The organism is Synechococcus sp. FACHB-909 (assembly GCF_014698945.1).
Taxonomy (GTDB): Bacteria; Cyanobacteriota; Cyanobacteriia; order PCC-6307; family Cyanobiaceae; genus Cyanobium.
In genome coordinates, this window is record NZ_JACJTY010000012.1 from 39,465 (window position 1) to 57,785 (window position 18,321).

The 18,321-nt window shown below is 69.4% G+C and carries 22 protein-coding genes; 15 read left to right on the plus strand and 7 right to left on the minus strand.

What is annotated here, in order from left to right; translation table 11 throughout:
* From H6G99_RS15270 to H6G99_RS15310, 9 genes are all read left to right on the plus strand, one after another.
* Positions 1-519, plus strand: coding sequence for an NAD(P)H-dependent oxidoreductase (locus tag H6G99_RS15270; protein WP_094584053.1), 519 nt, complete (start codon positions 1-3; stop codon positions 517-519).
* Positions 520-530: 11 nt separating this feature from the next.
* The gene (locus tag H6G99_RS15275) at positions 531-1,223 is read left to right on the plus strand and encodes a pirin family protein (protein ID WP_190612402.1); all 693 of its coding nucleotides are present in this window, start codon (positions 531-533) and stop codon (positions 1,221-1,223) included.
* 72 nt (positions 1,224-1,295) lie between these two features.
* A complete protein-coding gene (locus tag H6G99_RS15280; RefSeq protein ID WP_094584051.1) occupies positions 1,296-1,661 on the plus strand; it encodes a hypothetical protein in 366 nt (121 codons plus the stop codon).
* A 13-nt stretch (positions 1,662-1,674) separates the two neighbouring features.
* A complete protein-coding gene (locus tag H6G99_RS15285; RefSeq protein ID WP_094584050.1) occupies positions 1,675-2,103 on the plus strand; it encodes a Hepatitis C virus core protein in 429 nt (142 codons plus the stop codon).
* 105 nt (positions 2,104-2,208) lie between these two features.
* Positions 2,209-4,377, plus strand: a complete 2,169-nt coding sequence (locus H6G99_RS15290) for a glutamine synthetase III family protein (protein ID WP_190612404.1) — start codon at positions 2,209-2,211, stop codon at positions 4,375-4,377.
* Between the two features lie 136 nt (positions 4,378-4,513).
* A complete protein-coding gene (locus H6G99_RS15295) occupies positions 4,514-4,750 on the plus strand; it encodes a DUF3136 domain-containing protein (protein ID WP_190612406.1) in 237 nt (78 codons plus the stop codon).
* A gap of 110 nt (positions 4,751-4,860) precedes the next feature.
* Positions 4,861-5,280: a tellurite resistance TerB family protein gene (locus H6G99_RS15300; RefSeq protein ID WP_233133751.1), complete on the plus strand. Its 420-nt coding sequence runs from the start codon at positions 4,861-4,863 to the stop codon at positions 5,278-5,280.
* Positions 5,277-6,437 (plus strand): FAD-dependent oxidoreductase, encoded by a 1,161-nt coding sequence (locus tag H6G99_RS15305; RefSeq protein WP_190612407.1) that lies wholly within the window; start codon positions 5,277-5,279, stop codon positions 6,435-6,437. Before H6G99_RS15300 ends, H6G99_RS15305 begins: the two co-directional genes overlap by 4 nt.
* A 60-nt stretch (positions 6,438-6,497) precedes the next feature.
* Entirely contained in the window at positions 6,498-6,770 is a 273-nt protein-coding gene (locus H6G99_RS15310) for a hypothetical protein (protein ID WP_353615196.1), read from the plus strand.
* Positions 6,771-6,792: 22 nt separating this feature from the next.
* On the opposite strand, the gene H6G99_RS15315 is transcribed toward H6G99_RS15310, so the two are convergent.
* From H6G99_RS15315 to H6G99_RS15325, 3 genes are read right to left on the minus strand one after another with little or no spacing between them, the layout of a single operon-like run.
* Positions 6,793-7,071, minus strand: a complete 279-nt coding sequence (locus H6G99_RS15315) for a DUF427 domain-containing protein (RefSeq protein ID WP_190612409.1) — start codon at positions 7,069-7,071, stop codon at positions 6,793-6,795.
* A gap of 59 nt (positions 7,072-7,130) precedes the next feature.
* On the minus strand, positions 7,131-7,709 hold the full coding sequence (locus tag H6G99_RS15320) for a DUF2808 domain-containing protein (protein ID WP_233133750.1): 579 nt from the start codon (positions 7,707-7,709) through the stop codon (positions 7,131-7,133).
* 26 nt (positions 7,710-7,735) lie between these two features.
* A complete protein-coding gene (locus tag H6G99_RS15325; protein WP_190612411.1) occupies positions 7,736-9,016 on the minus strand; it encodes a glutathione S-transferase family protein in 1,281 nt (426 codons plus the stop codon).
* 116 nt (positions 9,017-9,132) lie between these two features.
* On the opposite strand from H6G99_RS15325, the gene cpcB reads away from it, so the two are divergent.
* The 4 genes from cpcB to H6G99_RS15345 all read left to right on the plus strand — a co-directional run bounded on the left by cpcB (position 9,133) and on the right by H6G99_RS15345 (position 12,546).
* Positions 9,133-9,651: a C-phycocyanin subunit beta gene (gene cpcB / locus H6G99_RS15330; RefSeq protein ID WP_094584041.1), complete on the plus strand. Its 519-nt coding sequence runs from the start codon at positions 9,133-9,135 to the stop codon at positions 9,649-9,651.
* A 201-nt stretch (positions 9,652-9,852) separates the two neighbouring features.
* A complete protein-coding gene (locus H6G99_RS15335; protein ID WP_286191200.1) occupies positions 9,853-11,262 on the plus strand; it encodes an ammonium transporter in 1,410 nt (469 codons plus the stop codon).
* Positions 11,263-11,276: 14 nt separating this feature from the next.
* Positions 11,277-11,615: a P-II family nitrogen regulator gene (locus H6G99_RS15340; protein ID WP_094584039.1), complete on the plus strand. Its 339-nt coding sequence runs from the start codon at positions 11,277-11,279 to the stop codon at positions 11,613-11,615.
* Between the two features lie 208 nt (positions 11,616-11,823).
* Positions 11,824-12,546 carry an SDR family NAD(P)-dependent oxidoreductase gene (locus H6G99_RS15345; protein WP_190612415.1) on the plus strand — a complete coding sequence of 241 codons (723 nt, stop codon included), beginning with the start codon at positions 11,824-11,826 and terminating at the stop codon, positions 12,544-12,546.
* Positions 12,547-12,552: 6 nt separating this feature from the next.
* On the opposite strand, the gene hemN is transcribed toward H6G99_RS15345, so the two are convergent.
* Complete coding sequence (hemN, locus tag H6G99_RS15350; protein WP_190612417.1) at positions 12,553-13,923, minus strand: oxygen-independent coproporphyrinogen III oxidase; 1,371 nt, start codon at positions 13,921-13,923, stop codon at positions 12,553-12,555.
* Between the two features lie 76 nt (positions 13,924-13,999).
* Entirely contained in the window at positions 14,000-14,689 is a 690-nt protein-coding gene (locus tag H6G99_RS15355) for a biliverdin-producing heme oxygenase (protein ID WP_190612419.1), read from the minus strand.
* Between the two features lie 149 nt (positions 14,690-14,838).
* Between H6G99_RS15355 and H6G99_RS15360 the strand changes: the two genes are divergently transcribed.
* Both H6G99_RS15360 and H6G99_RS15365 read left to right on the plus strand, forming a co-directional pair.
* Positions 14,839-15,264 carry a hypothetical protein gene (locus H6G99_RS15360; RefSeq protein WP_190612422.1) on the plus strand — a complete coding sequence of 142 codons (426 nt, stop codon included), beginning with the start codon at positions 14,839-14,841 and terminating at the stop codon, positions 15,262-15,264.
* 203 nt (positions 15,265-15,467) lie between these two features.
* Positions 15,468-16,508 (plus strand): L-lactate dehydrogenase, encoded by a 1,041-nt coding sequence (locus H6G99_RS15365; protein WP_216912086.1) that lies wholly within the window; start codon positions 15,468-15,470, stop codon positions 16,506-16,508.
* 1 nt (position 16,509) lies between these two features.
* Here the strand turns inward: H6G99_RS15365 and H6G99_RS15370 are convergent, their stop codons facing one another.
* Positions 16,510-17,199, minus strand: coding sequence for a long-chain fatty aldehyde decarbonylase (locus H6G99_RS15370; RefSeq protein WP_286191201.1), 690 nt, complete (start codon positions 17,197-17,199; stop codon positions 16,510-16,512).
* A 76-nt stretch (positions 17,200-17,275) separates the two neighbouring features.
* Positions 17,276-18,304: a magnesium-protoporphyrin IX monomethyl ester (oxidative) cyclase gene (acsF, locus tag H6G99_RS15375; RefSeq protein WP_190612429.1), complete on the minus strand. Its 1,029-nt coding sequence runs from the start codon at positions 18,302-18,304 to the stop codon at positions 17,276-17,278.
* Positions 18,305-18,321 lie beyond the last annotated feature (17 nt).

Below are 18,321 nucleotides of genomic sequence, written 5' to 3' on the forward strand. Positions count from 1 at the left end.
ATGTCCCCCGATCTTCTGGTGCTCAGTGCCAGCAACGGCGAGAACCTGAAACTTGCCGAGCGTTTCGCCGCCGCCGGCCGCGCCCGCGCCATGGCCGCGGAGGTGCTCGACCTCACCACCCTGTCCCTGCCGCTCTACAACCCCCGCACCCACGCGGAGTCCGGCCTGCCCGCCGAAGTGGAGGGGCTGAGCCGCCGGCTTGAGGCCGCCCCCCGCTGGGTGATCTGCGCCCCCGAGTACAACGGCTCCCTGCCGCCGGTGCTGACCAGCGCCATCGCCTGGCTCTCGGTGCAGGGGGACGGCTTCCGCACCCTGTTCAACGGTCGACCGATCGCGATCGCCACCCATTCCGGCGGTCCCGGCGTCGAAGTGCTGGCCGTGCTGCGCATCCAGCTGGCCCACCTCGGGGCCCACGTGGTGGGTCGCCAGCTCTCCAGCAGCCGCAGCAATCCCGCCAAGGACAGCAGCATCGACGACATCGTGCAGCGGCTGCAGCGCATGGAACTGATCCAACCCTGAGACCCCGCCCCATGACCCTTGTCTTCCGACCCGCCGCCGAGCGCTTCCACAGCCGTCTCGACTGGCTGGACAGCTGGCACAGCTTCTCCTTTTCCCACCACCACGATCCGGCCTGGATGGGGTTCGGACCGCTGCGGGTGATCAACGACGACACCATCGCGGCCGGCCGCGGCTTCGGCATGCATCCGCACCGGGACATGGAGATCGTCACGGTGATGGTGGACGGCCAGCTCAATCACCACGACTCCATGGGCCACAGCGAGGTGCTGCGGGCCGGAGAGGTGCAGGCGATGAGCGCCGGCACCGGCGTGGTCCACAGCGAGGTGAATCAGGGCGAGAGCCCCTGCCGGCTGCTGCAGATCTGGATCGATCCGGATCGGGCGGGCCACCCCCCCGCCTACCGCCAGGAGCCGTTCCGGCTCCAGCCGGGCTGGACGCCGCTGCTGGATCCGGATGGACGCCAGGGGGCCCTGGCCATCAACCGGCCGGTGCGGCTCTGGCGAGCCCGGGCCGGCGCGGGCGAGCGGCTGGAGCTGGCCATCGCCTCCGACGCTGCCGGCTGGCTTCAGGTGATTGATGGGGAGGGCACGGCCTTCGGCCAGCCGCTGCAGCGGGGCGACGGTCTCGGCTTCCCGGCGGCCGCTCCGGACAGCCTCCAGGCCGGCCCCGACGGAGCGGACGTGCTCCTGTTCGAACTGCGCTGAGCGGACCCCGGGGGGCCGCGGCGGGCGCCGCCCCCCGGCACGGCCCCAGGATGGGGGGAACAGCCTGACGTCATGGCCCGCTTCCTGCTGCTCTTCAGGCCCCGGGCTCCCCTGCCGCCGACGGAGCTCATCGGTCGGCTGGATCCCCTGTTGCTGCGGTTCCACGCCGACGTGGAGCACCGCTCCCCCGCCCATCTCAGCGCCATGGTCCGGGGTGAGCACGAGACGCTGCGACTGCAACTGATCGCCGACGTGCAGGCCAAGGCGGATGGGCCCGTGCTGGAACTGGTGCTGATGAGCCGGGAGGCCATGGGGGCGGGGGCGCCCCACACCAAGCAGCTGTTCGAGACCCTGGTGGCGATCGCCGCCGAGGTGATGCCCGACCTTGACCTGGTGTTTCGATCCGACAGGGACGGCGCTTTGCCTGACCGCAACTGAGAGAATCGACCGAATGCAGACGCTCTCGCCGACCCCTGCCGCCCTCGCGGAGCTGCAGCCGCCCCGCGGCTATCGCGTGCTCGCCTGGCTCGGTCTGGTGGCCAACCTGCTGGCCCTGCCGCTGGGCCTGGCGGCAATCCTGCTCACCAGCCTCTGGCGCACGGCCAATGTGGTCGTCTACACCAGTGCCGTGCTGCCGGCGGTGGCCCTGGGGGTGGTGGCCTGCGTCGCCCTGCTGAAGTGGCGCCTCTGGGGTCAGGTGCTGGCGATCGTGGCCCTGTCGCTGGATCTGGCGATCGAGATGGCCTACGGCATCGTGCGGCTGGCGCTGGTGGGTGAGGAACGGCTCCTGCTGGCGGTGGGCGCCCCCCTGGCCTGGGGCCTGACCCTGGCGGCCCTGGTGTTCTGGTGCCGTCCCGCGATCCGCTCCTACCTGCGCTGAGGGCCGCCGGGGGCCGGCGGGCAACCTGCCGTTCTGTATCAACGGCTCCACCCATGGGGCAGGACACAAGGATTGGATACCCTCCAGCCGACCCAAGCTGTTTCCATGCCCAGCCCCCAACGCTTCGCCGCCATTCAGGAGATTCACCAGCGCCCTCCGGTGGTGACCCCCCCCATCGAGTCGCTGGATGAGCTCTGGGCCAGCGACGTGTTCAGCCTGGCCAAGATGAAGGCGGCCCTGCCCAAGGAGATCTTCAAGTCCGTTCAGCGCACCATCAAGGAGAACGGCAAGCTCGACGTCTCGGTCGCCAACGTGGTCGCCCAGGCGATGAAGGAATGGGCCACCGGCCGCGGCGCCCTCTACTACGCCCACGTCTTCTACCCGCTCACCAACGCCACCGCCGAGAAGCACGACGGCTTCATCTCGGTGCAGGGTGACGGCTCCGTGATCACCGAGTTCACCGGCAAGGTGCTGGTGCAGGGCGAACCCGACGGCTCCTCCTTCCCCAGCGGCGGCATCCGCACCACCTTCGAGGCCCGCGGTTACACCGCCTGGGACATCACCAGCCCGGCCTTCCTGATGGAGACCCCCAACGGTCTCACCCTCTGCATCCCCACCGTCTTCATCTCCTGGACCGGTGAGGCCCTCGACAAGAAGACCCCCCTGCTGCGCTCCAACGCCGCCATGAACAAGCAGGCCCAGCGCCTGCTGCGGCTGCTCGGCGAAACCGAGGTGGCCCCGGTCAACTCCAGCTGCGGCGCCGAACAGGAATACTTCCTGGTCGACAGCGCCTACGTGCCCCTGCGTCCCGACCTGCTGCTGGCCGGCCGCACCCTGTTCGGCAAGCCCTCCGCCAAGGGCCAGCAATTCGACGACCACTACTTCGGCGCCATCCCCCTGCGGGTGCAGGTGTACATGCAGGACGTGGAGCGCCAGCTCTACAAGCTGGGGATCCCCGCCAAGACCCGCCACAACGAGGTGGCACCGGGCCAGTTCGAGATCGCCCCGTTCTTCGAGGCGGCCAACGTGGCCACGGATCACCAGCAGCTGATCATGACCATTCTCAAGAGCACGGCACGCCGCCACGGCATGAACTGCCTGCTCCATGAGAAGCCCTTCGAAGGCATCAACGGCTCCGGCAAGCACGTCAACTGGTCGGTGGGCAACCCCACCCAGGGCAACCTGCTGGATCCCGGCAGCACCCCCCACGAGAACATGCAGTTCCTGCTGTTCTGCGGCGCCGTCATCCGCGGGGTGCACAAGTTCGGTCCCCTGATGCGGGCCGTGGTGGCCACCGCCGGCAACGATCACCGACTCGGCGCCAACGAAGCTCCCCCGGCGATCATCTCCGTCTACCTGGGCAGCCAGCTCGAAGACGTCTTCCGCCAGATCAAGGAAGGCGACGTGACGGGCTCCACCCATGCCGGCGTGATGCAGCTGGGTGTCGACACCCTGCCCGAGTTCCCCAAGGATCCCGGCGACCGCAACCGCACCTCCCCCTTCGCCTTCACCGGCAACCGCTTCGAGTTCCGGGCCGTCGGCTCCAACCAGTCGGTGGCGGGCCCCCTGGTGGCCATGAACACGATCCTGGCCGATTCGCTCGCCTACGTCAGCGACCAGCTGGAGCAGAAGATGGCCGCCGGCGAAAGCCTGCCGGGCGCCGTCTTCTCCGTGCTCAAGCAGATCATGACCGACCACGGCAACGTGGTCTTCGGCGGCGACGGCTACTCCAGCGAGTGGCACCGCATCGCCGTGGAGGAGCGGGGCCTGGAAAACCTGCCCACCACTGCCGATTCCCTGCCCGTGCTGCAGCGGCCTGAAGTGCGCGACCTGTTCGCCCAGCAGGGTGTGCTCACCCCCCTGGAACTGGAGAGCCGCTTCGAGGTCTACGCCGAGCAGTACGTGCTCGCCATCGACGTCGAGGCCAAGCTGGCGGTGCAGATCGCCCAGACCCAGATCTACCCGGCCGCCATGCGCTACCTGGGTGAGCTGGCCAGCTCCCTGCAACTGCAGACCTCCATGGGCCTCCAGGTGTCCCCGGAAACCCAGCACAAGGTCGCGTCCCTCAGCGCCAAACTGATGGAACTGAGCGGTGCCCTCGAGAGCGCCATCAGCAACGCCCCCCACGGCACCATCGCCCACATGCGCTACTCGGCCGACACCCTGATGCCGCTGATGCACCAGCTGCGGGAGGCGGTCGATGGTCTCGAGGCCCTGGTGGACGACAACCTGTGGCCCCTGCCCTCCTACCAGGAGATGCTGTTCATCCGCTGAACGGCGCACGTTCCGCTGCGGGGAGGGCCTTTCGGGGCCCTCCTTTTTTTGGCCCCACGGGGGGAGATCTCAAGATCTGCACGCTTGGTTCCCATCGGCACAGTCGCTGGCCGAGGGGAGGTGCTGGAGTCGTTGCATGAGCGTTCCCGCCGACCTCCCGGACCTGGACGAGCACTACGGCTCCTACTGCCGGGCCATGCGGATGCTGGTGCGGGAAGGCAAGAGTCTCAAGAACGTGCAGCGGACCGTCTGCTGGCAGCAGCTGGCCCGTCTGCACGACTGCCGCCCGGCCCGGTATCAGGAGCCGGATGCCCTCTATCTGAAGCTCTGCCGCGAAGGTGGTGCCGCCGGTGGAGCGGCCCCGAAGCGCTGAGGACCGGACGGCGACGAGGGGGAGCTTTTCCCGGATTCGGTCACATCGGCCACTGACAGGCACCCCTGGAGCGAACGATGACGGGTGTTCCCATGCTTTCGACGTTGTCCATGGACGCACCTACGGCCTTCGCCGCGGTCGCTCTCGCCGCCGTCTCCTGGGACGGGGCCCTCACCATGGCGGGCACACGGGCCCTTCGCCACGCCCTCGACTACCGCGCCCCCTTCAAGGGGAGGAGCGACAAGGAGATGATCAGCCTGATGGACACGCTGCTCCAGGGCCTGCGTGCCAAGGGGGCGATCGGCCTGATGGAGGAGGCGGCCGCGGTGCTGGACGACCGGCAGCGGCACACGGCCTATGCGGTGGCGGCGGAGATCATGCGCTCCGACGGCCCCCTGGAGGACCAGGAGCAGGCGATCCTCGCCGACCTGGCCGGCACCCTGCGCCTCGACCCGGAGGAGACCACCAAGGTCCTCGAGGTGATGGACGTTCTCCATGCCAGCATCCTGGAGCCCGCCGTGAGCGCATGAGTTCCGCCCCCGCCGGCCTCCGCATCGCCGTGGTGGGGGCCGGCAGTTCCGGCCTGCTGCTCGCCCTGATGCTGCAGCGCCAGGGCCACCGCGTCTCCCTGTTCGAGCGCTCCGGGCGGCTGCGCACCGAGGGCTGCGGCATCCTGCTGGTGAAGAGCGGTGTGGAGGCGGTGGCGGCCGCCGCCGTCCCGGGCCTGCTCGACGACCTGCTGGCGGGCGGCCATCCCGTGCAGCGGTTCGTGTTCCGCAACCTCAGGGGCGATCTGATCGAGGCCAGCCCGGCGGAACGGCAGGCGGGGGAGCTGCCCTCCCTGCTGATCCACCGCCGCGCCATCCTCGACGCCCTCTGGCGCCATCTCGATCCCGCCGCCTTCCACGGCGACCATGCACTCGTCGGCTGGAGCCAGAGCGAGGACGGCGTCGAGGCCCGCTTTGCCGATGGCCGCCAATGGACGGGCGATCTGCTGGTGGGGGCCGATGGGATCTTCTCCCGGGTGGCGGCCCTGCTCTGCCCCGACCGGCGTCTGCAGTACCTGGGGGATCGGGTCTGGCGGGGGGTGGTGACGGACGCGACCTTCTGCACCGACGGGGATTTCTTCGTCTATGCCCGGGGCCGGGGCATCTACGCCAACTTCTTCGATCTGGGCCCCGACGGGGAGGGGCGGGGGCGCACCCACTGGGGCTTCTTCCAGGAGGAGGAGCTCCCCGATGACCGGGAGGCCCGGCAGAGGCTGCTGGAAGAGGGGGTGCCCGCCGCCGCCCTCGCCAAGCTTCCCGCCGATGCAGCCGCGGTGATCGCCGCCACGGCTCCGGAGGGGGTGGTGGCCAACTGGTCGTTCGACATCGACCCCCTGCCCGCTCTCGTCGACGGGCGGGTGGCCCTGATCGGCGATGCCGCCCACGCCATGAGCTCCTCCCAGGCCCGGGGGATGACGGCGGGGCTGGAGGATGCGGTGGCCCTGGCGGCCCAGCTGGCGCCCGGCGCCGCCGCCACACCGCAGCTGGCGCTGCAGGCTTACCAGGAGGAGCGCCTTCCGGTGGTCCACCGCTACCAGGAGCGCAGCCGCCAGGTGAGCCATCGCACGGGACGGAAGCGCCCGCCGACCCGAGATACCGCAGCGACGCCGGTTGCGGAGCAACACCGAAAGATGTTGTGAAGGTGACAGTTCGGATCTGGCACAGGGGCCAGAATGCCAATCCTGTATACGAGGCAAGACGTGGCGATCTCCTTACCTCAGTCCTCCCGCTCGCGCAGCAGCGCCCAGACGCGTAGCAACGTCCAGACGTGCCGCACCTACCGGCTGGTGGATCAACAGGGTGATCCCCATCCCATCCTCGACGACCTTTACGACTCCCTGGATGCCGCCTGGAGCGAGGCGCTGCATTGGTGGCAGGAGGAATTCGGCCCCGTGCAGGGTCCCGTCGGCATCGGCGTGGAGGTGAGCACCCTGAGCGGCGAGTGGCGCACCCTCCGTTATCCAGGCAGCTGATCCCCGGAAAGCTGAGAAGGCCTCAGGCCACCGTCACGCCCTTCCAGAACGCCACCCGCCCCCGGATGTTGCTGGCCGCTTCCTTGGGCTCCGGGTAGTACCAGACGGCATTGGCATTCTCCTTGCCGTCGACGATCAGGTCGTAATAGTGCGCTTCTCCCTTCCAGCCGCAGAAGGAGCGGTGGCTGGAGGGGCGGATGCAGGCTGCATCGAGCGCATCGGCCGGGAAGTAGGCGTTGCCTTCCACCGTCACGATGTCGTCACTGCTGGCGATCACCTTTCCGTTCCAGCTGGCCTGCATCGTGGGCGTCATCAGGGGTCCCCATCCTGGCGCGTGCCCAGCCACGCCGGCCGATTCACTCACCAATCATTGGGCTGGTAGATCCTCAAAGTCCCCACCCCCACCGGACTGGGCACCGGCCCCGGGCCGGCAGGGATCGCCGTCACCTGGAAGAGATAGGTGTCGGCCTGGACGGGGTTGAACCAGGGCCGCAGCGACACCGTCACCGTCGCGCCGGGGGGGACGGGCTCGGGGAAGCTGAGGTCGAAGCGCCGGGCAGCAGGATCGAACGCGGCCTGCACCGGGATCCGGCGCCCCTCACGGCGGGGCACCCCGAGAAAGGCGTGGGTCCGCTCGACGGCAAACGGGAACTGCCAGTCGGCACCACGGGTCTGCTGGATGGTCATGCCGCCGAGGGAGGCCCCCGCCCCCTCATCGAGGCTGAGGGTGAAGAAGTACTCCGCGGGCGACTGGCCCACGTTGGTGGTGTAGCTGGTGAGGGTGACCTTCCAGGGGGCCCGCACGAACTGGGTGCGACCGCCCAGTTCCAGGGCCTGGACGGCGGGAGCGCCGGCCGCAAGGGCCAGGCTCAGCACCGCCAGCGGCGGAACCACCCGGCTGAGGCCCGCCAGGGAAGCACGACCCGAAATGCCTGCCATGGCCTCCAACACCATCGAGGCCAACGCTAGGGGGCGGTGCCGAGGGGCCGGCTCGCGGCGGCAAGAAAGGGGGACGGATCCTGGTCGCGGCGATGCTGCACCGGGATCGGCTCCCCCGCCGCCGAGGGAGCGGCCGGATCGAGACGGGCCGTGGCCTCCAGGGAGCGGCGCAGCAGGCGGGCCGCGTGCAGCGGCATGTCCCTGGGCACGCTGATGCGATCCCTCAGGTAGCGCAGGCCACGGGCCGACCCGGGGGGAGGCGGGCAATCCTGGCCGGTGATCAGCCGGGTGAGGGCACAGCGCAACGGTCGGTCGAAGCCATCGGATCCGAGCGGATTGCGCGCCAGCAGGGGCCCACGGTGCCGGAGCACCCGGGCCAGGGCCACGGAGGCCGCGTCGGCCGGCTCGTCCTGGCTGGTCTCGGGATCGGACCCGGGTGGGGCCACGATCGGCCAGGGGCCGGCGTCGATGCGGTCGGCGAGATTCCGCTGCTCGCCGCTGCCGCTGGCGTAACACCCTCCCATCTGGGGGGGCAGGTCATGGGCGTGGGTGTGGAAGTCGCTCTGGGTACCGAGGTAGGTGGAGCGCTCCTCGAGAGCCCGGAACCAGCGATCGATGGCGGGATGGCGCTCCCGCAGCAGGTAGCCCTTGTAGTAAGCCAGGCTGGCGTTCATGCGCTCGACGTAGGGCACGAAGATCAGGTCCACCGTGCCCAGCTCCCCGAGCAGAAACGGTCCTGGCTCGGCCTCGAGGGCGCTCGCGAACCGTTCGGCCCAGCGATCGAAGCCCTCCCGGCCCCGGGCCTCGTCGGCGGGCCCCCGGGCCGGGACGCAGAGCCATTGGCACCAGGCCCGGAACAGCTGACGCTCAAGCTGGCGCAGCGGCAGGGCCACGGACGAGTGCATCGCCGGCCCCAGGGGGCCGAAGCTCTCCTCGAGGGCCTCGAGGATGCGGTCGCTCTCGGTGATCAGACGACCATCGAGCTCGAGGGCCGGCAGCATGCCGCTGGGGACCCGCTCGGTGTACCAGGGCTCCTTCCGCCCGTAGCAAAACATCGTCACCTTGCTGGTGCGATGGGGAACCTGTTTCTCCTCCAGCCACAGCCAGACCTTCTGGCAGTAGGGGCACCAGGCGTGGTGGTCGCGGTACAGCGTGACCCGGACCTCCGACTCCGGGCGACCGAACAGCCGCAACCGGGCCTGGGGGCTGGTGGGACCTGCGGTCGGATCGCTCGGCGCCGGCCCGGCGGCCAGGGCCAGCGCACCCCAGTCCATCGGCTCGGGAGGCATGCTTGCGGGGCCGGCCATGCAGAGGCTTTGGGGCCAATCACCCTAGTCAAGCTGCCAGGGGAGCTGGCTTCGGGAACTCGCACAACCCCGGCCGGCGAATCTAAAGTTCACATCCACGCTTCCAAGCAGCCCCCATGTTCGACGCCTTCACCAAGCTCGTCGCCCAGGCCGACGCCCGCGGCGAATTCCTCAGCCCCGGCCAGATCGATGCCCTGGGCGCCATGGTGGCCGAGAGCAACAAGCGGATGGACACGGTCAACCGCATCACCTCGAACGCCTCCAAGATCGTCACCAACGCCGCCCGCGACCTCTTCGACCAGCAACCCGCCCTGATCGCCCCCGGCGGCAACGCCTACACGCACCGCCGCATGGCCGCCTGCCTGCGCGACATGGAGATCGTTCTGCGCTATGTCACCTACGCGATCTTCACCGGCGATGCCTCCGTGCTTGAGGATCGCTGCCTCAACGGCCTGCGCGAGACCTACCTGGCCCTCGGCGTGCCCGGTGCCTCCGTGGCCGAAGGCATCCGCAAGATGAAGGACGCCGCCATCGCGATCGCCAATGATCGCAACGGCATCACCCCCGGCGACTGCTCCGCCCTGATGTCGGAAGTGGGCACCTACTTCGATCGCGCCGCCGCCGCCGTCGCCTGATCTGAGCGTCCGCCGCGACCATCCCGCCGGGGCACTGCCCCGGCTTTTTTGTGACCGTTCACTGGCCGGAGGGCCTGTTTGTTCGTTTGGCTACACAACCATCCTTCCCCAGCGCTGAGGGTGAAATTTACCTTTCCCAAGGTTCACCCCCCTTTCCCGATGCATGGATCACCGACTGGTGCATCGACGTCATCCGCATTGATGACCTTCGATCGCCTTCGCGTCCGCTTTCTGGCTGGGCTTCAGGATCAACGGCTAAGGAAAATCGCCTTCTTTCTGCTGGCGGTGGGGGCCGGCATCGGTCCACTGCTCGCCGGCTCGGCCAAGGCGGCCCTGGCCATGGCTCCCACCGATGGGGCCGACACACTGCTGATGCTGGTGGGTTCGGCCCTGGTCCTGCTGATGACCCCTGGCCTGGCCTTCTTCTACGGCGGCTTCACGCGTCCCAAGAACGTGCTGAACTGCATGATGATGAGCTTCTTCCTGATGGGGCTCATCGGCGTCCTCTGGGTGGTGATCGGCTACAGCCTGGCCTTCGACGTCGGCTTCGGCAGCCCCTTCATCGGTGGCCTGGGATCGATGTTCCTGCATGGCGTCGGCGGTGAACTCGGCGACCAGCCCCTGGCGGCAGGCTTCCCGATCAGTGCCACCTCCTTCGCCCTGTTCCAGGGCATGTTCGCGATCATCACGCCGGCCCTGATCTCAGGCGCCCTGGTGGAGAGGGTCAGCTTCAAGGCGTGGTTCTGGTTCTGCCTGATCTGGAGCCTGCTGATCTATTCCCCCATGGCCAAGATGGTCTGGGGCGGCGGTTTCATCGGTCCGTTCGGATCGATCGGCGCCATCGATTTCGCCGGTGGCACCGTGGTCCACATCGCTTCCGGCGTGGCGGCTCTCGTGGCCGCGGCCATCATCGGCCCCCGCACCACCTGGCCCAACAGCAAACGCCCGCCCCACAACGTGCCCTTCATCCTGCTGGGGGCAGGCCTGCTGTGGTTCGGCTGGTTCGGTTTCAACGGAGCCAGCATGTTCGCCTCCAAGACGGCAGGGTATCCCTTCCTCACCACCACCACCTCCGCCTCGGCCGCCCTGCTCACCTGGTGCCTGATCGAATGGTTCAAGGACGGCAAACCCACGGCCGTTGGAGCAGCCACCGGTGCCGTTGCCGGCCTGGTGGGCATCACCCCGGCGGCAGGGTTTGTGTACATGGAGCAATCGCTCCTGATCGGCATCGTCACGGCGGTGGTCTGCTTCATTGCCGTCAGGGTGAAGGCCGCCATCCAGTTCGACGATTCCCTTGACACCTTCATGGTCCACGGAGTGGGCGGGACCGTGGGCGCTCTGCTGACCGGAATTCTTGCCTCCAAGGCGCTTGTGCCTGCGGATTACTTCCCCTTGTCGGCCAAGATCCTTGAGGAATCAGGAAATTTCGGCCTGTTCATCGCCCAGTTCAAAGCCGTTATCCTCACCTATGGATTTGTCGCTCTCGGCACGGCTATTATTCTCTGGATTCTCGGGGCCCTGATGCCACTCCGCGTCAGCCCTGAAGAGGAAGAGCGCGGTCTCGACTTCGTGGCTCACGGGGAAGAGGCGTACGATCCAATGACCAACTGACGACCAAACCTTCCATGAAAATGATCACGGCCATGGTCCGCCCCTCCAAGGTGGATGCCATCAAGACTGCCCTCGTCGCCCTTGACATCATCGGCATGACGGTCACCGACTCCCGTGGATTCGGTCGCCAGAAAGGCCAAGTCGAGCGCTACAGGGGAACGGAGTTCACCGTCGAGTTCCTGCCCAAGGCAAGGATCGAGATCGTCGTTCCCACCGCCAAGCTGGACGCGGCGATCGCCGCCATCACCCAAGCCGCCCACACCGGTGAGATCGGCGACGGCAAGCTCTTCGTCACCCCGGTCGAATCGGTGATCCGGATCCGCACCGGCGAATCCGGCGAATCCACCCTCTGAGCAGCGGCCGCCGACACCGGCGCGTCCACCGTTCACCACCCGGAGCTGGCCATCACGGTCAGCTCCTTTTTTGTGGGCACCTGACGGACTCCTGATGGGATTCCGGCGGACCTCTGTGGGGCTCCAGTCCCTCTCCCGCAGCCGTCCCGCAGGCCCCCGCCCCGGCCATCCGCCAGGATTTCCGGACCCGCCGCCGCCGTCGCCGGCCATGGAGCAGCCCCGCACCCTGCTGATCAGCGGCGCCAGCCGGGGTATCGGCCGGGCGATCGCAGAACGGGCCCTGGCCGAGGGGCATCGGCTCAGCCTCGGCCTGCGCGATCCCGCCGCCCTGGCGGGGGGCCCGCTGCGGGAGGCCGCCCGCCAGGGGGGCCACCGGGTGATGGTGCATCCCTACGACGCCCGCGACCCCGGCCAGGCAACGGCCTGGGTGGCGGCGACGCTGGCCCACTTCGGCGCGATCGACGGGGTGATCCACTGCGCCGGTCTTTTCTCCCGGCTGGGCCTGCTGTTCGCGCCGGGCGGCGAAGGGGAGATCGAGGACCTGTGGCGCGTCAATCTGATGGGTCCCTGGTGGCTCACCCGGGCCGCCTGGCCGGCGCTGGTGGCCAGCGGCGACGGCCGGGTGATCACCCTGGTATCGATGAGCGGCCAGCGGGTGAAGGGTTCCCTGGCGGCCTATCCCTGCAGCAAGTTCGCCCTGATGGCCCTCTGCCAGTCGATGCGCAACGAGGGCTGGGACGCCGGGATCCGGGTGACGGCGATCTGCCCGGGCTGGGTCAACACCGCCATGGCCTCCCAGGTGACGGCCCTGCCCGCCGACGCCATGACCCAGCCCGAGGACCTGGCTGCCCTCACCGCCCAGCTGCTGCGACTGCCCGCCAGCGCCGTGCCCTTCGAGCTGAAGATCAACTGCGTGCTGGAACCCTGCTGAGGCGGCTCAGATCAGCCGCGAGCCGGAGGCCGCCTGGCGCTGGGAGGGATCGAACACGGCCGCCACGGTGCGGATCAGCCAGCGACCCGCGGCGGTCACCTCCACCAGGCCCCGGCCATCGGCCTGGCTGAGCCGCACCAGGCCGTCGTCGGCCAGGTCCTCGAGGGCGGTCCACTCGGCGGCGTAGCGCTCCGGGTCGATCGCCACCCGGAAATGGCACATCACCTGGCGGATCAGCTCCCGCCGCTCCAGCACCTCCGGATCACTCACCACCAGCCCCCGCTCCACCGGCAGCTGGCCGGCGGCGATGCTGGCGGCATAGGCCTTGAGATCCCGCTGGTTCTGGCTGAAGAGCCCGGGGAACTGGCTGATCGCCGTGGGACCCACCCCCAGCAGCTCCAGCTCCCCGCCGGTGGTGTACCCCTGAAAATTGCGGTGCAGGCGCCCCTCTCTGGCCGCCACGGCCAGGCTGTCGCCGGAGAGGGCGTAGTGGTCCATGCCGATGGCGTCGTAGCCGCAGCCGCCCAGGCGCGCGGCGGCACTGTCCAGCATCTGCAGTCGCTGGCGCTGGCTGGGCAGATACTCGGCGGCGATTTTCCGCTGCAGGGGCAGCTGCTCGGGCAGGTAGGCGAAGGAGAACAGGGACACCCGGTCGGGGCGCAGGTCCTGCACCAGGGCCAGGGTGGCGTCGAACCGCTCCGGCGTCTGCAGCGGCAGACCGCAGATCAGATCCACGTTGACGCTGGCGAAACCCGCCTCCCGCATCCAGCCCATGGCCCGGCGCAGCTGGTCCACCGGCACCACCCGGTTCACCGCCTTCTGCACCAGGGGGTCGGCATCCTGGATGCCGAAGCTGATCCGCGTGAAGCCCAGACGGCGCAGCTCCATCACGTCCTGGCGGCTGAGGGCCTCCGGATTCACCTCGATGGAGGCCTCCAGATCGCTCTCCAGGTCGAAGTGGCGCTCGATCAGCTCCCAGAGCCGCCGGCGCTCGGGGATCGTCAGATAGTTGGGGGTACCCCCGCCCCAGTGCAGCTGGGCGAGGCGACGGCGCTGGCCGGAGTGGCGGCTGATCAGCTCCAGTTCCGCGGCCAGGGCCTCCAGGTAGGGATCCACCACCTTGGAGCCGGCGCCGGTGGTGATGCGGTTGCAGCCGCAGAACCAGCAGGCGTTGCGGCAGAAGGGCACGTGCACGTAGAGCGACAGCGGCGCGTCGGTGGGGCGGGCCAGCTGGACCTCCAGATCGGCCGCGCTGACGCCCCCGTGGAACGCGGCGGCCGTGGGATAGCTCGTGTAGCGGGGAACGGGCCGGTCGTGCTTGAGCAGCAGGTCGATCGGGGTGGTGGGACGGGGGGAAACGGTGGCCGCAGGGGTCATGGGGAGGGGATGGGAGCGTGGCGGGAGCAAGAGGGGAGAGGGGGGCGGCCGGTGCGGCCAGGGGCGCGCGGGGCGGCTAGGCGGCGAGCTCCCCCAGCTCCGCCAGCAACCGCTGGGTGTCGTGGAAGGCGATCACCGATTCCTCCAGCAGTTCCAGCTCCTCGTCTGCGCTGAGGTCCATCCGTTCGATGGCGTCATGCAGCTCCTGCTTCAGCACGGGGATGGGGCGCTGGAACTGCCAGAACTGCAGGGACGGCAGGCCCTGGTCCGCGAGGATGGCGTTGGCCTGCTCGGCCAGTTGCTGGCCCCCGGAGAGGTCGCCGCCGTAGCGCACGTAGACGTGGGCCATGAACCGGTGCGGGGCCTGCTGGGCCAGGCGCTGCAGGTGCTCCAGCCAGATCGCGGCCGCCGCGGAAGCGGGCGTGGCCGGGACAACGGCCAGCCGGGCGATGTCCTGGTGCAGGGCCTGGCTGCGGGCCAGGTCGGCCCAGGGGAAACCTTCGGCTCCCAGGGCGGCCGCGAGCAGGGGGCCCCGGGCCTCGATCAGGCCGTAGGCGGGGGCGAGGGCACGGATCAGGGCCGCCAGCTGGCGGGGGTGGGCCTGCCCAGCCAGCAGCGACCGGGAGAAGGACATGCCCTCGGCCTGGTGGTGGGCGGCACCGATGCGGCCATGGAGGCGACGCACCCGGGGGCCGAACCCCTTGCGGGCGAGCACATCGGCGGGGCCGGCATGGTCGGAGATGGCGACAGGGACGGCGGTGGTCATGGGGAACGGTGCTGGGGGAGAACGGGCCCGCGAGGGGCGCTGCTGCCTACGGTATAACGGTACTGTTGTTACATTCTTCTGTAACAACAAAATCGTTGCAGCCTCCGCATCCGCTCCCCGCCCCCATCCCCTCCGCACCCCTCTCCGCCATGTCCGCCACCACCCAGGTCCCACCCACCGCGCCCCTGCGCTCCCTCTCCTTTCTGGTGGCCCCACTGGGGCAGCTCAGCGGGGACGGCCAGCTGCGGGAACTGATCGAGGAACGCCGCCAGCGCAAGGGCGCGGACGTGGAGCTCTGGTATCTGGGACAGGATCTGGTGGAGGAGCTGCGCCTGGCTCAGGCCTTCCGCCATCCCCCTGCGAAAGACCAGGAGCGGACGCGGCCACAGGGGCCCATCGAAGCGATCGTGGCCGGCGACGCGGCGGTGATCACCTGGCTGCAACTGCGCTTCGGCGGCTGCGCAGGCACGCTCGCTCTGCCGACAGGCTGGCTGCAGGAGCGGGCGGCAGCACTGCCGCCCCGGGCGCCGACCGCCGACACCGCCACCAGCAGCGCTCGCGCCGACAGGGGATAGAGGGGGGATCCCGGCGCCGGGGGCCACCGGTGGCCGGCCGCGGGGAACACCCCCGGCTGTGGTCCCGGAGCCGTGACAGCGACGCTCCGGGGTGTTTCCGTTGGGCTGACGGCCCGATTCCCAGGGCGGAGGCGCAGTGAACCCAACAGCAACGAACCCAACCGCCACAACCCATCCGAGCCACCCCCAGGCCCCTGCCGCCGGTGCCTGATCTCACCCCGGCCGTCGGCGACGCGTCCGCCGCCCCCTTCTGCAACCTGCTCCTGCCCACCGGCGCCCAGGCGCGGGGACGCACCCTCCCCGGCCGCAAGGTCGTGATCGTGGGCTGCGGCGCCGTGGGCATGGCCTGCGCCGTGGCGATCCTGCACAGGGGCTGCCAGGAGGAGCTGGTGCTGGTGGATGTGGCCCATGACCGGCTGGAGGGGGAGGTGATGGACCTCTGCCATGGCCTGCCGTTCCTGCCCCGCACCGACCTGCGGGCCGGGAGCGTGGAGGAGGAGGGACGGGATGCCGACCTGGTGGTGATCACCGCCGGTGTGGCCCAGCAGCCGGGCCAGTCGCGGCGGGAGCTGATCGAGCGCAATGCGGCCCTGTTCCGCAGGCTCGTGCCACCGATCGCGCTCCACTGCCCCCGGGCGGTGCTGCTGGTGGTGAGCAACCCGGTGGATGTGCTCACCCACATCGCCGGCCAGCTGAGCGGCTTCCCCGCCCACCGGGTGATCGGCTCGGGCACCGTGCTCGATTCGGCCCGCTTCCGCATGGCCATCAGTCGCCGGCTGGGGATCGATCCCCATGACGTCCAGGCCTGGGTGATCGGCGAACACGGCGATTCCGAGGTGCCGGTCTGGAGCCGGGTGACGGTGGCTGGCTCGGGCCTTGTCGATGGGGGCTGGGAAGGCAGCCGCACCCTGGCGGATCCTGAGCTCCAGGAGCTGTTCCACGCCGAAGTGCGCCAGGCGGCCTACGAGATCATCCGGCTCAAGGGCAGCACCTCCTGGGCGATCGGGCTGGCCACCGCCGAGATCGTCGAGGCGGTGCTGCGCAGCAAGGACCAGATGCTCACGGTGAGCAGCCGCAGCCACGGCCACTACGGCCTGCCCGATGTCTGCCTCAGCCTGCCCACGATCGTCAACGACAGCGGCGCCGCCGCCCTGGTGCAGATGGCCCTGACCGAGAAGGAGATGGGGCAGCTGCGCCACAGCGCCGAGGTGCTGCGCGGCATGCTCGATGAGGCGGGGTTCTGACCTAGGCCGCCACCTCCACCGCCCGGCCAGCCAGTCGCGCCACCAGAGCGCGGGCCTGGGACGGGGGGAAGCCCACCATCTCAATCGCCGCCTGGAAGCAGCCCACGAATTCGCCCACCAGGTCGGTGGGATCGATGCCGATGGCGGTCAGGTCGTCGCGGACGCTCTGGAGCATGGCCAGCACGATCGGCAGGGCGCGCTCGCAGCAGGCCGCGATCGGTGCGGCCACCTCCGGGAACCAGGCCGCCAGCCAGCGTCCGCCGTACTCGAGGTGTTCGGCCTCATCGGTGAGCACCGACTCGATGATCGGCGCGGCGAAGGGGTCGGCCACCGGCTGGTAGCAGCGGTAGGCGGCCACGGCGAAGCTTTCCACGATCAGGCACTGGATCACCAGGGCGCTGACGCGGTCGCCACTGCTCACAGCCTCACGGAACAGGCGATGCAGCGGCGAAAACAGCCGGCGCGCCAGCGGCAGATCCGGGCGGATCCCCAGCTGCCTGCCGCAGCCGGAGAAGTCGCGGGCATGGTGCCCTTCCATGGCGGCGAGCCGCAGCAGGTCGTCCCGGTCCTCCGGAAGGAGGCCGGCCAGCAGGCGGAAGTGGCTGTCCGCCAGGCCCTCACCCACGATCACCAGGGCGTTGATGCGGCTGTAGGCGTCGCAGTAGGCGGCGCTCAGATGGGGCTGGGGCATGGGAGAGGAGGCAAGGGAACAGGAGCTGAACGATCCGCTGGTGGAGGCCGCAGGAAACGCCGCGGGCAGCCCGGGCTCAGCCCGCCTCCGCCCGCACCATCGGCTGCCAGAACTGCTGCCACAGCAGCCCGCCGAAGCGCAGCCTCAGGCCGATCTGGCGCCAGGGGCCGGCCCCCTGGCGGCGAGCGGCCCCCATCTCCTGGAAGCAGGCGACAAGGCGGTTCCGCAGGGCGATGAAGCCGCCGGACTCCAGATCGAACACCCAGGGGAAGGCCCGGCGGGCCGTGCGGTTGGTCTGACGCATCACCTCGGCGTCGAAGGCCTCCGGGTCCATCCCCAGGATCCGGTAGAACTCGCCGCGCTCACAGACCGTGAGGCTGTGGGTGAGAAACACCGACCACAGGAAGAAGCGACTCAGCAGCTTGCCGCGCAGCCCCTGGCGCAGGGCCGGCCAGCAGCGGATCAGCATGTTGAAGATGTCGCCATGGCGATTCTCGTCCTGGCACCAGGGCTCGAAGAAATCGAACAGCGGCGCGAAGTTGCTGTCGGGGTTGGCCTTGAGATGGCGGTCGATGAGGATGTACCGCCAGTAGCCGATCTTCTCCGACAGGAAGACGCTGTAAAGCACCCAGCTCAGGGGAAACCAGGTGATCGGCCGCTTGGTGCTGAGGCTGGGCAGGTCGATCTCGATGCCCTCGGCCACCAGGGCCCGGTTGAGGAAACCGGCATGGCGGGCCTCATCGCGGGCCATCAGCTGGAACAGCCGCCCCATCTCGGGACGCTGCGCCTGGAGGAGCCGCCGGGAGAGCTCCTTGAACAGCAGGAAACCGGAGAACTCCGACACGCAGGAGCGCACCAGGTAGCTCTCATACGCCTCCTTCTCCTCAGGACTCAGGTCCCGGAGCCGGTCCAGCGGTGCCTTGCGATCGAAGTGGTCGCGGTTGTAGTCCGCCTCCATCTCGGCGAGCATCGCGTCGAAGGCCGGCCGCTGCGGCTCCAGATCCGTGCGGGCCGCCTTGGCGATCTGGGTCGTGTAGAAGCGCGGGGTCAGCAGGTCTTCCCGCAGGTGGGGCGCCGCAGCAGGGGTGGAGAGGGTGGCGGTCATCAGGGGGCGACGCGACT

Bases quoted from the DNA above. Each gene is read 5' to 3' on its own strand.
- H6G99_RS15285 (WP_094584050.1), top strand. From the start codon at position 1,675: ATGCAGACGCTCTCGCCGACCCCTGCCGCCCTCGCGGAGCTGCAGCCG.
- H6G99_RS15360 (WP_190612422.1), top strand. From the start codon at position 14,839: ATGTCCGCCACCACCCAGGTCCCACCCACCGCGCCCCTGCGCTCCCTC.
- H6G99_RS15280 (WP_094584051.1), top strand. From the start codon at position 1,296: ATGGCCCGCTTCCTGCTGCTCTTCAGGCCCCGGGCTCCCCTGCCGCCG.
- H6G99_RS15335 (WP_286191200.1), top strand. From the start codon at position 9,853: ATGACCTTCGATCGCCTTCGCGTCCGCTTTCTGGCTGGGCTTCAGGAT.
- H6G99_RS15275 (WP_190612402.1), top strand. From the start codon at position 531: ATGACCCTTGTCTTCCGACCCGCCGCCGAGCGCTTCCACAGCCGTCTC.
- acsF (WP_190612429.1), bottom strand. From the start codon at position 18,304: ATGACCGCCACCCTCTCCACCCCTGCTGCGGCGCCCCACCTGCGGGAA.
- H6G99_RS15315 (WP_190612409.1), bottom strand. From the start codon at position 7,071: ATGCAGGCCAGCTGGAACGGAAAGGTGATCGCCAGCAGTGACGACATC.
- H6G99_RS15355 (WP_190612419.1), bottom strand. From the start codon at position 14,689: ATGACCACCGCCGTCCCTGTCGCCATCTCCGACCATGCCGGCCCCGCC.
- H6G99_RS15305 (WP_190612407.1), top strand. From the start codon at position 5,277: ATGAGTTCCGCCCCCGCCGGCCTCCGCATCGCCGTGGTGGGGGCCGGC.
- H6G99_RS15320 (WP_233133750.1), bottom strand. From the start codon at position 7,709: ATGGCAGGCATTTCGGGTCGTGCTTCCCTGGCGGGCCTCAGCCGGGTG.
- H6G99_RS15290 (WP_190612404.1), top strand. From the start codon at position 2,209: ATGCCCAGCCCCCAACGCTTCGCCGCCATTCAGGAGATTCACCAGCGC.
- cpcB (WP_094584041.1), top strand. From the start codon at position 9,133: ATGTTCGACGCCTTCACCAAGCTCGTCGCCCAGGCCGACGCCCGCGGC.
- H6G99_RS15340 (WP_094584039.1), top strand. From the start codon at position 11,277: ATGAAAATGATCACGGCCATGGTCCGCCCCTCCAAGGTGGATGCCATC.
- H6G99_RS15270 (WP_094584053.1), top strand. From the start codon at position 1: ATGTCCCCCGATCTTCTGGTGCTCAGTGCCAGCAACGGCGAGAACCTG.
- H6G99_RS15325 (WP_190612411.1), bottom strand. From the start codon at position 9,016: ATGGCCGGCCCCGCAAGCATGCCTCCCGAGCCGATGGACTGGGGTGCG.
- H6G99_RS15345 (WP_190612415.1), top strand. From the start codon at position 11,824: ATGGAGCAGCCCCGCACCCTGCTGATCAGCGGCGCCAGCCGGGGTATC.
- hemN (WP_190612417.1), bottom strand. From the start codon at position 13,923: ATGACCCCTGCGGCCACCGTTTCCCCCCGTCCCACCACCCCGATCGAC.
- H6G99_RS15295 (WP_190612406.1), top strand. From the start codon at position 4,514: ATGAGCGTTCCCGCCGACCTCCCGGACCTGGACGAGCACTACGGCTCC.
- H6G99_RS15370 (WP_286191201.1), bottom strand. From the start codon at position 17,199: ATGCCCCAGCCCCATCTGAGCGCCGCCTACTGCGACGCCTACAGCCGC.
- H6G99_RS15300 (WP_233133751.1), top strand. From the start codon at position 4,861: ATGGACGCACCTACGGCCTTCGCCGCGGTCGCTCTCGCCGCCGTCTCC.